The sequence below is a fragment of the Pedobacter sp. PF22-3 genome (assembly GCF_026239555.1).
Lineage (GTDB): Bacteria > Bacteroidota > Bacteroidia > Sphingobacteriales > Sphingobacteriaceae > Pedobacter.
The window spans coordinates 71504-86538 of sequence record NZ_JAPIVP010000001.1; the positions used below are offsets into that span (position 1 = coordinate 71504).

Below are 15035 nucleotides of genomic sequence, written 5' to 3' on the forward strand. Positions count from 1 at the left end.
TGTCAATAAACTCAAAACAATAAGTTTTAGAGACATGTTTAATAGATAAATATTTAAATGTTTAGCTATGAGATCAATATGGAAAGGTTCGATTGGATTTGGTTTGGTCAACATTCCGGTTAAGTTGTTTTCCGGTGTCCAGAACAGCAACCTCGATCTAGATATGCTCGATGAACGCGATCATGCCAAGATTAAATTTTTGAGGGTGAATGAAAATACGCACAAAGAGGTGCCTTATGAGAAAATTGTGAAAGGCTACTTTTTAAAAGACAAGTATGTAATATTGGATAAGCACGATTTTGAAGAGGCTGCACCTGAGAAAACTAAGATTATCGAGTTGGAGAATTTTGTTGATATAAAAGATATCAATCCTATCTATTACGAAACTTCTTATTATACAGAACCTGAAAAACAGGGAAGAAAAGCTTATGGTTTATTGTTGAAAGCATTACAAAAATCTGGCAAAGCCGGTGTGGCCAGGTTTGTGCTAAGGAATACTGAAAATCTTTGTGTGATTCATCCCATGGAAGATGTTATTGTCATCACAAAAATTAGATTTAATCAGGAAATAAGGAGCTTATCTGAAATCAATAAGGTTGATGATATCAGCATTACCAAAAAAGAAATGGATGTGGGATTGGCGCTGATTAAACAATATAGCTCAAAATTTGACCTAAGTACTTTTAAAGATGATTACAGCAATGAATTATTGAAAATTATTAAGGCAAAGGCCAAAGGAAAACGAGCAACAGTTAAAAAGATGAAACCTCAAAAAGCCTCAAGTGATGATTTATACGATCAGTTGATGCAGAGTTTAGGTTCCAAAAAAGGAGCTTAAGCAGCAATCAGTTTGCGGTTATCAGTTATGAGTTTTTAAAGCTTTTCACTCAGTGCCATACAGCGCTGCATTGAAGTGAAAAACACTTCAATGCAGCTTTTATTTATTTAAAAGCAGCTTTTAATTGGTCAGCAGCATAAGTCTGTGCGGCTTTCGCCTCGGGTACAATAAGCGACATCCCAAAGAACTCGTGTGTTACACCTTCGTAATTTTTAGTCTCAACTTTTACCCCGGCCGCTTTCAGCTTATCGGCTAACATTACGCCGTCATCATGTAAAGGATCTATTTCGGCAGTAATAATAGTTGTTGAAGGAAGTCCTTTTAAATCCGCATTAATTAGTGATATCCTGGAATCCTGTGCTTCAATCGTGCTATTCAGGTATTTTTCCATAAACCAGCTCATCATTGCTTTGTTCAATGGCTTGGCATTTGCATACATTTTATAAGATTTTGTATTCATATCTGCCTGAGCAATAGGATAGATCAGTACTTCGTGTACAGGGAGCATGATGTGTTTATTTCTCGCCATAACAGATACGTTTGCAGCTAAATTTCCGCCTGCACTTTCGCCCACTACAGCAATCTTCGCTGGATCGGCCTTCAAATCTACTGCATGTTTTACTACCCATTCATAAGCAGTAAATGCATCGTTATGGGCTGTAGGAAACTTGTTTTCAGGAGCTAAACGATAAGCTACAGAAACTACAATTGCACCAACCTGTTCAGCTAAAGCCTGCGCTGATGCATGATACACATCTAAATTAGCAATGACGAAACCACCACCATGATAATAAACAATAAGTGGATAAGGTCCGTTTCCTGCTTTGGGGGTATAAATGCGTAAATGGATTTTACCTCCTTCAACGTCAATATCCCTACCGGAGGTATCTACCTTAGCAGCCGGAATAACAGCGTTATTTTGTTTTACCAAATCCATTACGGCATCGGTTGGTGTATGATTTTTACGCGCATCAGCAGCACTCAAAGTTTCTATCGGTTTATCTCCATAACTGCTTAATTTTTCTATTACGACCTGCATTTCAGGCTCTATGGTTTTTCCCCATTCTGGTGCAGGGCCAGCAGGTTTTAATGATGCCAGTTGCGTAGAATCAGTCATGGAAGAATCTGTAGCTGTGGTGTCTTTTGTTCCTCCAGTACAGGCTGAAAGCAAGAAGGCCGTTCCGCAAGCCAGAATAATCGGCTTTAACAGGTTATTTTTCATAGGATTATTTTATTTTTTATACGGAATTATAACATAATTATTGATACAAGTGTTTCTATGATTCATACAACTTTTCAGAATTTATATAAAGCGCAAACTTCTTTGCAGATTAATATGTTGTTAACTAAACGAATTATTATGCTAACAGAAATTACAGGATTGCCAGATCATATTTTTGGCGTTAGAGCCACCGGAGAAGTTACCAGTGATGATATAAAAAGCGTTTTATTAACAGGCTTGAAAAGAACCGCTGATCGGTTTAAGGAAATTAGATATTTATTGGTATTAGAAACAGATGTAAAAAATTTTACTGCGGGAGCATGGGTACAAGATGTTAAAGCAGGCTTACAAAACTTCAATAAATGGAAAAAAATTGCAGTGGTAAGCGCTGAAAAAGGAGTAGAATGGTTTACTGATGTTTTCACCATAGCTACTCCTGGACAATCAAAAGGTTTTAAACCCGAAGAGATAGAAGAAGCCAAAGCATGGCTCAATGCTGAAGATTAACAATTTAAAAATATGAAAGATTCTAAAACGTCGGCAGAAAGTAGCAAGGCTACTGCGCCGAAAAATTCAAAAGCTAAAGGTGCTGACAATAAAATCATATCAGCTAAAGACGCCAAGAAAGTAGATGTAACCAAAAGCAAGTCAACCAAACAAAAAGAGAAATAATACAATACAGTGAATACCATTATGAAGATTGATGCCGGTAATGCTAACCGTTTTTATGATAAAGCTTACGATTGGGTAATTGATAAAGGTCCATCGGTAATTTTAGGTATAGTGCTGCTCATTTTAGGCTTATGGCTCATTAAGCTGTTGGGAAAATGGATGCAGGGTGGCATGCACCGCAGGGATATCAATCCATCTTTAAGACCTTTTTTAACTAGTCTAATACTCATCACCTTACGTGTTTCACTCGTGCTCACAGTAATGCAGGTTATTGGTATTCAGCTTACTTTTCTAACGGTCCTTATTGGTGGTATTGGTGTTGCGGCAGGTTTAGCTTTATCAGGTACACTGCAGAATTTCGCGAGCGGCGTGTTGATTTTATTACTGAAGCCTTTCGTTGTAGGAGATAATATCATTGCTCAAGGCCTGGAAGGAACAGTAGCTTCCGTTCAAATATTTTACACCATTGTTAAAACATTTGATAACAGAACCGTGGTTATTCCTAATAGTAAATTATCCAATGAAGTGATTATCAATATCAGTAGGGAAGGCACTAGAAGATTGGATATAGAAATTAAATTTAGCTACGGAATCGACTACGATCAGGTTGTTTCCATTTTTAGTAAAACAGTCGATGAATTTAGTGCCTGTTTAAAAACACCCGAACGGAGGATTGGTGTATCTAGTTTAGAGGATAACGGCTTTAAAGCAAATTTAAATGTTTGGGTAAATGCCCATGGTTTTACAGATACTAAACTTGCTTTTTTAGAAACGCTAATGAAAAACTTAAAACTGGGAGGAGTAAAATTACCGGGTATGACAGAATAAAAATTATTTTTTTAACAAAGCATAAATCTTATCCATCAACTCATCAATATTAAAAGGCTTGGCCATAAAGTCATCTGCCTCTAGTCCATCAACTGTATAATTACTTGCATTGTAACGGGCAGAAATCATTAAAACCGGAATATCCCTCGTTGCTTCAGCATCTTTAAGTTCCTTTAAAAGTACCCTTCCATCAACGTCAGGAAGCATTATATCCATAATTATTACGTCTGGATTAAATTCCCGAACATGATTAATAAAATCCGCGCCTTTGTTTAATCCATCAACATTGAAGGCTTCGCTTTCTAAAATAAGAGTTATAACATCAAGGATTGCATGGTTATCTTCGATTACCAAAATATTTTTCTTTGCCAAAGTTTAAATGATTTTTTTTTAAATTCAAAACAAATATATAATAAAAAACAAATCTCAAATCCGAATTTGTCAAATTAGAGACATTCTAAAATTAGGCTTTATATTCGTTAATTTGCAAGATTAAATATGCTGCAACATCATACACATGACTAAATTTTCTGTAGACCTAACCAATTGTGATCAAGAGCCGATCCATATACCAGGTAAAATTCAATCACATGGTTTTCTTATAGCTGTTGATAAGAATAGCGATACCATTAGCTATATCAGTGAAAATACAGGAGATTTTTTAAAAAAAGAAGCTCAAAGTTTACTGAATAAACCGCTCGCTGAGTTAAATGATTTGATTAAGCAACAAGATTCAGCCTTCAATATTGAAGACTTACTTAAGCTCGGTATCATCCGCAAAAGTTTTGATGCCATTAGTCCACACCCACTTGAAATTAATGGAAATCCATTTTACCTTATTATTTCCTCGTCAAAAAACGATTGGTTGTTGGAGTTTGAACCTGTTACATTACAGTTCGATATTCAAAGTTCCGTTGGCCGTTCTGCCTCATCAATGCTTCAAGGAAAGAATATTTTCGCTTTGTTAAAAGGCGCAGCCAAGGAAGTAAAGCGGTTGATCAATTACGATCGTATTATGGTTTATAAATTTTTAGAAGATGGCCATGGCGAAGTTGTAGCAGAAGAAAAAGAAGCAGATTTAGAATCATTTTTTGGCTTACACTATCCCGCATCCGATATTCCGAAGCAGGCAAGGGAACTGTACAAACTAAATTTAACCCGGTTAATTGCTAATGTTAATATAGCCGATTCTAAAATTATTACCTTTAAGGAAAATGAATCGCTCGATTTAACAAACGGAGGTTTACGGGCGGTATCACCTATCCATATTCAATATTTGAAAAACATGGGTGTTCATTCCAGTTTTAGCATATCCTTAATTTCACATGGTGAGCTTTGGGGTTTAATTGCCTGCCATAATTATAGCCCTAAATTTATAGATTATAAGGCAAGAGAAGGTGCTAAACTCATCGGACAGATTCTTTCTTCAGCACTTGAATATCGCCAGGAAGAAGAAGATGCAAAAGTTATTGAACAATTTAAAAGTACCGCCAATACACTTACGGAGCATTTAAACCGCGACAAGTATTTAATCGAAGCCATAACCACCCACAAGAGAACCATTTTAGATGCGACAAAAGCTACAGGAGTAGCAATCATTTTTGAAAACGAACTCAAAAGCATCGGAAATGTACCATTAGAAGAAGATATAAGAGAACTTGCAGAGTGGTTAAAAATTACAAACGATGAATCGATATATTACACACATCGGTTATCAGAAATATTTCCTCCTGCTAAGAAATATAAAGCAATAGCGTCCGGCATTCTGTCGTGTGTCATAAACAAGGAAATGGGCGAAATGATCATTTGGTTTAAACCCGAAATGATTACCGATGTAAACTGGGCCGGAAATCCCGATAAACCCGTAGTTTCATCTGAAAATGGTTTGATGAGCCTATCTCCACGTAAATCTTTCGAAATCTGGTCGGAAGTAGTTAATAATACTTCTGAAAAATGGATGGCTGAAGAAATTACATCCGTATTGAGGATCCGCGAAATTATTATTTCAGATATAAATAAAAAAGCGAACGAAATAAGATTACTTAATGAGAAGTTACAGGCTGCTTACGAAGAATTAGATACCTTTAGTTATACCATATCTCATGACTTAAGAACACCACTTACCTCTGTTAAAACCTACGCAGAGCTGATGCTTAAAAATAAGAGCATAGATGAGGGAGGCAAAAAAATGTTAAACAGAATATTAGTTGGCGCCGATAAAATGAACTTGTTAATCAAGGAGATTTTAAATTTAGCAAGGGTCGGCCGTTCTGAAATTAACTTTGAAACAGTTCATATAGAATCGCTGTTAAAAGAGATCAAGAATGAAGTATGGTCGGCCTATAAAGCAGAACACGTTACCTTAACTTTACGACAACTTCCTAACATAAAAGGAGATAAAACCATGATTACTCAGGTTTTCACAAATTTAATCGGAAATGCTGTCAAATATTCAGCTATGGTTGATAAACCTACAGTAGAGGTTTCTGCGTATATAGAAGGAAAGGAAATTATCTATGCTGTTAAAGATAATGGTATAGGAATTGATAACCGTTATTACGACAGAGTTTTTGAGCTTTTTAAGCGTATGGATAATGTAAAGGATATTGATGGCTCTGGAGTGGGACTTGCTATAGTAAAAAGGATCGTAGAGAAACATCATGGTAGGGTTTGGTTTGAAAGTAAGTTAAATGTAGGATCGACCTTTTTTGTAGCTTTTAAAAACAGATAAATGAAAACACCAGATATATTTTATGTAGAAGATGATATAGATTATGCATTTTTTATGCAAAGTGCTGTACATGAAGTTAAGGATACACTTAATCTAACTATAGTTGAAGATGGGGTAGAAGCATTAAAAAAACTTCAGCATTTCGTAGAAAATAAAACTAAACCAAAATTAATTTTGCTTGATCTGAATTTACCAGGTTTATCTGGTTTGGATTTATTAAAATTTATAAGGGATATTCCTTATCTGAAAACGATACCTGTTATCTTATTTTCTACATCCGATAATCCTGACGATGTAAAAGCATCAATAGAATTTGGGGCCAATGCCTACCTTAATAAACCAGATGGTTACGAGAACCTGGTTAAATGTGTGCATTCTGTACACGATTTTTGGTTTAATCAACATTTAGGGTTAAATTAAAATATAATAAAATTATATAGATAGATTCGGACTATGAAGTCCGGATCTTTTCTATTTCAAAACAAAATCCTTTTATGATTGCCAATTTATTAAGAACTGAAACTGCACAGAACCATAAAAAATTAGAATCGTTGATGTTTGTTAACGAGATTATGAATAATTCTTTAAGTATAGATCAGTATAAAAAACTGTTAACCATTAATTATATTATTCACCAGAAATTAGAAAATGAATTAGCAAACATGCTCGACTCGGTTATTGCGGAGCAATTGGAAATGAAAGATCGACTGAAGCTGAATGCTTTAACGAAAGACTTAGATTACTGGAATATAAACAGTTTAACCTTGCCGGAATTAGCTTTTGAGTTGTTTATACCCGAAAAAAATACGGCAGAAGTTTTAGGCGCGTTATATGTACTGGAAGGGGCAACATTAGGCGGTAATGTAATTAAAAGGCATATTCTGGCCAATCCGAATTTTAAAAACCAAGAAGATGGCCTAAATTATTATGGTGTTTATGGTGAGGAGCTTAGCACAAAATGGAAAAATTTTGTTAGCGTATTAAATGAGCGAGTGGAAGAAGCCGATTACAAACACTGTATCAATAGTGCCAATCAAACCTTCAATAACCTGATCAGGCTCTCTGAACAAATTGCATAAGTCATCATGTTTTAACTTAAAATTATTAAAAATGTGGCTGCAATAAGTGTCAGGGCATTTTTTTGATTGTGAAAATGTGCAAAACTTCTTTTAAATAAATATTTGCTTTCTGTTGTTAATTCGAGGTAAATATGTATTATTGAAAAAAATAAATTTTTTAAACCTTAAAACATCAATTAGCGATGGAAAAATTCTCAAAAGTTAAAGCTGCTGTTGCTGCGATTGAAGCAGATGTAGAAAAATTTTATAATGCTGGCAATGCAGCTGCTGGTACTCGTGTGCGTAAAGCAATGCAAGATCTTAAAGTTTTAGCACAAGAAATCCGTGCAGAAGTAACTGACAAGAAAAACTCTGGAAAATAATATTTCGCGAGTATGAAACAAAAAGGGTTCTGGTATGCCAGAGCCCTTTTTGCGTTTATGACAAAATTGAATTATGAAGTCTGATAGAGCCGTACCATTTAGACTTCCAAAGTTTCACGAAGCCACCAATCGTCTTCCTGAACTTGTTTCAGGATCTTAATGAGCTAACAATATAGATGCTGAATTAAATTCAGCATGACGCCTATAATTACTAATTAATATATAAAGATAAAGCTCCCCATCGCGGAGAGCATCTATCCAACTAACAAAACATATTTTTGCAGGCCTTAGCCTAAATTGATCCTTTTTTAACCAATTTATATTCGATTACCGGTTTACCACGTGTACCACCATCATTAGAAATAAAGCTGTTAAATTTAAGCTTGTATACGTTTCCAGATCCGTCTTTAACAAGGAAAAAAGTATCTGATTTAACGCCTATTGGAGTTGTAATACCATTAACTGTTACTGGTTGTGTAAGTCTCCAATTTGAACCAATTACGTCCCGTGCAGAAGAAAAAGTAACGACTGATAGATCAGCTTCTCCAAATGTGGCATAAGATTTTGTACTTGTAGCAACGGCAGTTGCAGTAACACCAGCAAGTTTATTAATGAATACTAAATCAGAAAAATTATATGGAACAAGATCGCTACCAAAGGTTGTCTTGTAAACAGAATATGTCCATACCAGGTCCCAGTTTGCTTTTTCTGGTTCCACACTTACAACAGCACCATTATTAAGTGATACAAATTTGAAATTAAAATTTCCGTCTTTTGGTATATCAATAGTCGTAAAATTGGCGGTTTCTTTGATTTTTCCATATTGCAAAGTGTAACCTCCAGACGTATTTCTGGTTACTTTTAGTTTTATCCATGATTTCACTGCACTACCACCACCTGTACCACGGTTTAGAATAATCACTTTATTTTCTGTAGCTGTAGCGGAGATAGCTGGAATCACCGTGTTGGAAAGATTAGCATCAATGGCATCAAAAAAAGCAAAGTGGGCAGGTAGTGGACTAGCCTGACTAACAGCAAGCGTTAATCCCAAAGTATCAGCTTCTCCAACAGTTGCAAGACTGGCATTTGCCTTAGTAATTACCTTGGCGCCTGCGCTAGTGGTATTATTCAAAATAACTCTAAAATCAGCTCCGCTGTAAAAGCCTAAATCCCATGATGTTCTCGCTACAGATGTTTGCTTATCTTTGCTAAAATCTACATAAACGCTGTTTCCGGCTGCACTTCCTGCTTCTGCACCGATTAAACCATTGAGCGTTAAGGTGCTACCATCAGAAGGCGGAACAACAATTATGGGTTCATCTGTATTCTTTTTACAAGATGTAAAAATTATCGCAAACAAAGCGACAGCGATCATTGAGTTGAGTTTATTCATTTTGCTTAATTATATAATTTATGTTAAATTCTATTCCAGTTATAAGTTAGTCCAAGTACATATGAGCGACCATAACTGTAAGGTACTGCTGCACCGCCCGTACTGTGTGCACCGCCAGAAGCTGTTGAAGTATTGCTAAGTTGGGTTACATTAAACAGGTTTTTAACGCCTGCGTTTATGGATAAGGATTTGAACAGGTTTTTGTTGAACATTAAATCAGCTGTATGGAAAGAACCAATTTTTACCAGTTTTGCTGTAGAGGCATTGTTTTCTGTAGTAAGCTGATAGCTCGGTAAACTACCTGTATATTTGTAAAATAAGCTGATGCTTCCGCTAATTTTTGGAAAAGTATAGGAAATGTTCGAATTTACTTCTGTAGCCCAGGCAAATTCAGGCGTTTGTAGGTTACCATTCTCGCTTAAATCATTATATCTGCCGATGTAGGATACACCAAGCGAAACCTGCAAATTTTTTCTAATTGTGAGCGCATTGTCTAAAGTGCCACCTGCTGTTTTGTACTTAGACACATTGATTAAAGTGGTTACGGAATTATTAGTAGGAGATAAGCCAAAATCAATTCTGTTCTTAACCAGATTGTAAAAACCAGTTAAAGTAGTGCGGAATTCGACATGCTGATCGTGAAGGCCTGTCCATACCAAAGAGCCGTTAAAACTGTTCGATTCTTCTGCCTTTAAATCAGGGTTGCCCAAAATATTATGACTGGCATCAACAAAATCATAATACAGTTCCCTTAACGCCGGAGATCGGAAACCTTTGGCATAAGCCAAACGCAGATCAAGGTTCTTGGTTAAGATCAATTTCGCATTTAGTGAGGGAATTACCGGAGGTGCACCGTAAACTGAATTTTTAATAAATCGCAATCCCGGTCTGATGTTTATCACATCTCCTGATCTAATTTCAGCTGTAACAAAAGCGGCATAATCGTTAATTACAGGAGAACCACTTATTCTTTGTCCGCTGGCAGCATCACGATTATATTCGAAACCTGGTTGAAATGATACCAAATTATTCAGGATATAAACAGCTGTTGCCCTAAAAATGGCAGAATTAAACCTGGCAATATCCTGTTCGCCTGCACCGGTTGATAATACCGCTGTATTATTGGTAAAATCGTGGATAACGGTTTTGGTGGCACGATCCAGCTTAGTAAAACCTGCAATAGCCGATAACTGCAGTTTATTGCTGATTTTATATGCCGATTGAAACTGTTGGGTGTAGCGGTGTGTGGTATAAGTTTGTAGCAAACCTTTAAAACTATTTGGGTTTAAACCAGCCCGCACATCAATATCTTCCCTTAATCCATCCAAACGATACCAGATGTTGAAGTGCTGATTTTGGTAGCCGATTTTGGTATTAGCCAAATATTGTTCTTTTGGTTTCCACCGATTCGTAACTGCGGCAACTTCTTGTATGGTAGCCGTTTTGTCTGCTACATTCCAGCCACCAAAATCATTATGGGTAAAGCCTGCCAGTACACTCCAATTATTGTTTTTCCAATTGGCAGTGATGTGCTGTAGATGATTTCCTCTTCCTGATAAAGCTTCATACTCTTTTCCTGCAGTCTCTTCCTGAACCCGGGCCGATAAATTTAAAGACTGTTTACCAGGATTTTTGGTTATAATATTAATCACGCCGGCCAATGCATCAGCCCCATACACAACAGACATCGGGCCTTCTACAATTTCAATCCGCTCAACCGTATTAATGTCTATCTGATTCAAACTTTCGCGTGTATCTGATCGATCAACCATAGGTACACCATCTAAAAGTATTTTTACATTTCTACCTGTCATCCCCATTAAAGAAACATCAGTTGTGCCTAAGGTTAAATCATTACTAAACCGAAAACCGAGTTCAGTATTTAAAATCTGTTGTACATTGTTTGCTGCCCTTAGCCTAATCCGTTCTGCACTGATCGTTCTCACGTTGTATACCGAATTTCTTAAGGTCTGTGGACCATATTGCCCAGTAATTACTACATCTTTTAAATCATTTGCCTTTGTTGTATCCACTTTAGTTTCCTGAGCGACAGCAATAAATCCATAAAGCGATAAAGCAATTGATAAATATATTTTCATTTATTTAGACTAATTATAAATAATTATGCAAATTTGTAGATAATCACAAACGGCAGATAACGTTAAACGGATAATTAATACCGCGAAACGGATTAAATGAATATGGAAATTAAACTCTCAACGTACCCGAAACGAACAGTTATTTATGAATGTAAATACATTGAAAATTTTAATGCGGCTAAAGATGTAGAAGATACGGTAATGGATTTGGCTATCGGTCGAGTCAGTTTAAATATAATCCAAAAGTGGTTTAGCGGGATTCACATTACTATTGCGGAGATTAACCCTCAACAGGATGAAAGCTTTTGCCTTGAATGTTCTCAACATCATATTGGCTTTTTATTTTGTTTGAACGGTGCTATGAGTTATTGTAATAGCAATCAACAAGCTAATTTTTTATCGCTGGTTAAAAATGAGCAGGATTTTAACATAGGCCGGGTTAAATCTATCATATTTAATGTAAAAGAGAAAACCAGATACGTTTACATACAGCTCACAGAGCAGTATTTTGGCCAGGTAACAGGCAAAGAACCTATTTACAATATTAAAACGGTAATCCACAAAGCGATTAGCCCAGAAATTGGGCTGGTATTGCAGCAAATTATTCAGCCCAAGTACGAGGGGAGGGTAAAACGCCTATTTCTGGAAGCCAGGATATTCGACTTGATCATTGCTTATTTTAATCAACTACCAGAGAAAGAAACACGCGTAATAAAAAAAGATGACATAGAGAAAATTATGTTAGCTAAACAATTGGTAGAGTGCGATTTACAAAAACCGAATTCTTTAACAGCGTTATCGCGTAAAGTGGGCATTAACGATTATAAACTTAAAATAGGTTTTAAAGAACTAACCGGACATACTGTATTTGGGTATCTGTATAAAATCAGAATGGAAAAAGCCCACCATCTGCTATCCAAGGAAAAGAAAACTGTAAATGAAGTTTCTTTTTTGGTGGGCTATAAAAATGCACAACATTTCATTACCGCCTTTAAAAAGCAATATCATATTTTACCCGGAAGTTTAAACAAAACTTAAAAATGCAGCGCAAACGTTTGTTTATGCGCTTACGTCATTTATAATCAGATCGGCATCTACAATCGTATTGTAATAGGCCTGGTGCTTAACATTAGGGCTATGAATAAGATCTAATAGGATATTGATAGCCTTTTGACCCTGCAAATATGGATATTGCTCTACCGATGCGATAGGTGAATGATCTAAATAACTGATAATAGGTAAATTTGCATAACTCACAATATCAAAATTGTGAACTACATTCAGCTTTTTGAGGTATTTAATCAGAAATAGTGCTACATAATCATTAAATGCTACGATAGCTGTTGGTTTTCTTTTATGGTTTAAAAACTTTTCGACAGCATCTATGGTACCCTGTTCAGTCAAATCGCAATTTACGATCAATGATGGATCGAATTTTAAGCGGTTAAAAGTAATAGCCTGTTTGTAACCATCTTTGCGCTCCGCACTCGCATATAAAGTATTGGGTCCATTAATCATTCCAATGCTTCTGTGTCCTTTTCTTAAAAGATAGTTCACTGCTTTAACAGTTGCAGTTTCTAAGCTACAGGCAACGTAATGTACATTCTTGAATGGTGGTATCCGATCAAAAAATACAATGGGTATATTAAATGAATTAAGTTTTTCGAAATGATCAAAATTAGAAGTGTCTTTACTGATGGATACCAATAAACCATCAACACGTTGATTTTTCATTTTTTCAACAAGCTTTACTTCCAGCTCATAACGATCGTGCGACTGTGCAAAAATTACGGTATAATTTTTCTTGATCGCCTCATCTTCAATTGCAGAAATTGCGATGGAAAAAAAATGTTCTGATAACTCTGGTAAAATTACGCCAATGGTATAGGTTTTTCCTTTTTGAAAAAGAATGGCAGCCTTGTTAGGCTCGTAGTTTAGCGACTTGGCCAGCTGCTTAATTTTTTCCCTCGTAACCGCCCCAATACTCGGATGATCGTGCAATCCCCTCGAAACACTGGATGGAGAAATGTTTAAGATTCTGGCTATTTCTTTGATGGTTGTTGGTTTCGACTGCATCTTGCCTACTAAACTACTACATTAAAATTGCTTCAATATATAATAATACAAAATTAATCAAACGTTTGCGTTGTTTTCTCCTTACTTTCATAATGTCTTATTTAAAAAAGAGTGATAAGTGATCGTGCTTTAACCTGTAATCCATACGTCATATATACAGCGCCGAATTCATTTTTAAAATCATATTCATATTTTGGCTTCTTCAATTTTAAAAATGATCATCATATACATTTTAATTTTTATCGTCACTGCATTCCTCATTATAACCAACCTTCCTGTTTTTGGGCGTTTGCCCAAAGGATTACGGCTAGAAAAAATCCGCAACCTGAGTAACTATCGTGATGGTGCCCTGCAAAACGAGTCGTTAACATTAATGCAGCCAGAAGGCGTAAGTTTTTTTAAGATATTAAATGCATTCTTTTTCGAAAAACATCCTAATAAGGCACCAGGTAAGGCACTTCCATACATTTTGCCTAACATCAACGGTAGCCCTAAGGGCGATGCTCCTGAAATGATCTGGTTTGGACATTCATCTTACCTGATTAAAATAAATGGTTTAAGGATTCTGGTTGATCCTATATTCAGCAAAACGCCTTCACCATTTTCATTTATCGGGAGTAAGGCTTTTTTGGGTACCGAAATGGTAAAGGCTGAAGAATTTAAAAATATAGATGTCCTCATTATCACCCACGATCATTATGATCATCTGGATTATGAAAGCATTTTAAAAATCGCTCCAGAAGTTAAAAGCATTGTGACTTCGCTTGGCGTAGGTTCACATCTTGAACGTTGGAAAATTAATAAAGAAAAGATCAATGAACTGAGCTGGAACGAATCAATAACACTGTTTAACAGTTTACAATTAACAGCAGTTCCGGCCAGGCATTTTACCGGGAGAAAGTTTAAAAGGAATCAAACGCTTTGGTCGGCCTTCGTATTGAAAACGGATAATTTCCGACTTTTTTTGGGCGGCGATTCTGGTTATGATGCACACTTTGCCAAAATAGGTGAGGAGCACGGTCCTTTTGATTTAGCTCTGCTAGAATGTGGACAGTACAATGCTTACTGGCCATATATCCATATGTTTCCGGAAGAGACAGTACAGGCCGCAATCGATTTAAAAGCGAAAATTTTAATGCCGGTGCATTGGGGTAAATTCAGCTTGGCCATGCATCCCTGGAATGAGCCTGTTAAAAGGTTGGTTTTAGCTGCAGCGGCGAAAAAACTTCCATTAGTTACCCCGAAATTGGGTGAAACCATCATTTTAAACGAATATTTACCAACGGAAAATTGGTGGCTAAAAGAATAAAAACTAAACAATAATTGTACTGGGGTGTTTAATACCAAAATCAAATACAATTATGAAAACTGATCTTGTAGAAATTTTTCAGACCATTAGAGCCGGATTACAGCCCTATGCTACTCGCGGATATACGGTACACGAAAATTCAGAAAACGGATATGATCTGTACAGTGAAAAAAATATTGAACTAAACGGGGAAAAAATAACCGAGCGCTTTTTTGCAGGTGTTTACATCAATGGAGATGCCGTTGAAGTTAAAATCAATACAGATGAATTTTCTGCAGAAAACCATGATTTATCCGATTTTGGCAATAAAAAGGCGGGTTTAGGAATTTCGGCTCTTGATGATGAAAAGTTAAAGGAAGTAGAAACTTTAATAGAGATTATTAATACGAACTTCAAAGAAAAAGAATGGATTTAACAATCTGATGG

At 36.1% G+C, this 15035-nt stretch carries 16 protein-coding genes; 11 read left to right on the plus strand and 5 right to left on the minus strand.

Annotated elements, in window-relative coordinates; genetic code table 11:
- Positions 1-67 precede the first annotated feature (67 nt).
- On the plus strand, positions 68-838 hold the full coding sequence (locus OQX63_RS00305) for a Ku protein (RefSeq protein ID WP_265848901.1): 771 nt from the start codon (positions 68-70) through the stop codon (positions 836-838).
- 103 nt (positions 839-941) lie between these two features.
- Here the strand turns inward: OQX63_RS00305 and OQX63_RS00310 are convergent, their stop codons facing one another.
- Entirely contained in the window at positions 942-2060 is a 1119-nt protein-coding gene (locus tag OQX63_RS00310) for an alpha/beta hydrolase (protein WP_265848902.1), read from the minus strand.
- Between the two features lie 138 nt (positions 2061-2198).
- Between OQX63_RS00310 and OQX63_RS00315 the strand changes: the two genes are divergently transcribed.
- Genes OQX63_RS00315 through OQX63_RS00325 form a run of 3 tightly spaced genes read left to right on the plus strand, consistent with a single transcriptional unit; the run spans position 2199 to position 3560 of the window.
- The gene (locus OQX63_RS00315) at positions 2199-2567 is read left to right on the plus strand and encodes an STAS/SEC14 domain-containing protein (protein WP_265848903.1); all 369 of its coding nucleotides are present in this window, start codon (positions 2199-2201) and stop codon (positions 2565-2567) included.
- A gap of 12 nt (positions 2568-2579) precedes the next feature.
- Positions 2580-2732 carry a hypothetical protein gene (locus tag OQX63_RS00320; protein WP_265848904.1) on the plus strand — a complete coding sequence of 51 codons (153 nt, stop codon included), beginning with the start codon at positions 2580-2582 and terminating at the stop codon, positions 2730-2732.
- Between the two features lie 21 nt (positions 2733-2753).
- Positions 2754-3560: a mechanosensitive ion channel family protein gene (locus OQX63_RS00325; RefSeq protein WP_265848905.1), complete on the plus strand. Its 807-nt coding sequence runs from the start codon at positions 2754-2756 to the stop codon at positions 3558-3560.
- 3 nt (positions 3561-3563) lie between these two features.
- Here OQX63_RS00325 and OQX63_RS00330 read toward each other — a convergent pair whose 3' ends face one another.
- The gene (locus tag OQX63_RS00330; protein ID WP_265848906.1) at positions 3564-3932 is read right to left on the minus strand and encodes a response regulator transcription factor; all 369 of its coding nucleotides are present in this window, start codon (positions 3930-3932) and stop codon (positions 3564-3566) included.
- Between the two features lie 145 nt (positions 3933-4077).
- Between OQX63_RS00330 and OQX63_RS00335 the strand changes: the two genes are divergently transcribed.
- The 4 genes from OQX63_RS00335 to OQX63_RS00350 all read left to right on the plus strand — a co-directional run bounded on the left by OQX63_RS00335 (position 4078) and on the right by OQX63_RS00350 (position 7732).
- Positions 4078-6291: an ATP-binding protein gene (locus OQX63_RS00335; RefSeq protein ID WP_265848907.1), complete on the plus strand. Its 2214-nt coding sequence runs from the start codon at positions 4078-4080 to the stop codon at positions 6289-6291.
- The gene (locus OQX63_RS00340; RefSeq protein ID WP_265848908.1) at positions 6292-6711 is read left to right on the plus strand and encodes a response regulator; all 420 of its coding nucleotides are present in this window, start codon (positions 6292-6294) and stop codon (positions 6709-6711) included.
- 74 nt (positions 6712-6785) lie between these two features.
- Positions 6786-7370 carry a biliverdin-producing heme oxygenase gene (locus OQX63_RS00345; protein ID WP_265848909.1) on the plus strand — a complete coding sequence of 195 codons (585 nt, stop codon included), beginning with the start codon at positions 6786-6788 and terminating at the stop codon, positions 7368-7370.
- Between the two features lie 182 nt (positions 7371-7552).
- Entirely contained in the window at positions 7553-7732 is a 180-nt protein-coding gene (locus OQX63_RS00350; RefSeq protein ID WP_010602585.1) for a hypothetical protein, read from the plus strand.
- Between the two features lie 292 nt (positions 7733-8024).
- Here the strand turns inward: OQX63_RS00350 and OQX63_RS00355 are convergent, their stop codons facing one another.
- Positions 8025-9125: an HmuY family protein gene (locus tag OQX63_RS00355; RefSeq protein ID WP_265848910.1), complete on the minus strand. Its 1101-nt coding sequence runs from the start codon at positions 9123-9125 to the stop codon at positions 8025-8027.
- Between the two features lie 23 nt (positions 9126-9148).
- The gene (locus tag OQX63_RS00360) at positions 9149-11224 is read right to left on the minus strand and encodes a TonB-dependent receptor plug domain-containing protein (RefSeq protein WP_265848911.1); all 2076 of its coding nucleotides are present in this window, start codon (positions 11222-11224) and stop codon (positions 9149-9151) included.
- Positions 11225-11326: 102 nt separating this feature from the next.
- Between OQX63_RS00360 and OQX63_RS00365 the strand changes: the two genes are divergently transcribed.
- Entirely contained in the window at positions 11327-12262 is a 936-nt protein-coding gene (locus OQX63_RS00365) for a helix-turn-helix transcriptional regulator (protein ID WP_265848912.1), read from the plus strand.
- 21 nt (positions 12263-12283) lie between these two features.
- On the opposite strand, the gene OQX63_RS00370 is transcribed toward OQX63_RS00365, so the two are convergent.
- Positions 12284-13300: a LacI family DNA-binding transcriptional regulator gene (locus OQX63_RS00370; RefSeq protein ID WP_265848913.1), complete on the minus strand. Its 1017-nt coding sequence runs from the start codon at positions 13298-13300 to the stop codon at positions 12284-12286.
- Between the two features lie 214 nt (positions 13301-13514).
- On the opposite strand from OQX63_RS00370, the gene OQX63_RS00375 reads away from it, so the two are divergent.
- Positions 13515-14609: an MBL fold metallo-hydrolase gene (locus tag OQX63_RS00375; RefSeq protein WP_265848914.1), complete on the plus strand. Its 1095-nt coding sequence runs from the start codon at positions 13515-13517 to the stop codon at positions 14607-14609.
- 52 nt (positions 14610-14661) lie between these two features.
- Complete coding sequence (locus tag OQX63_RS00380; RefSeq protein WP_265848915.1) at positions 14662-15024, plus strand: hypothetical protein; 363 nt, start codon at positions 14662-14664, stop codon at positions 15022-15024.
- Positions 15025-15035 lie beyond the last annotated feature (11 nt).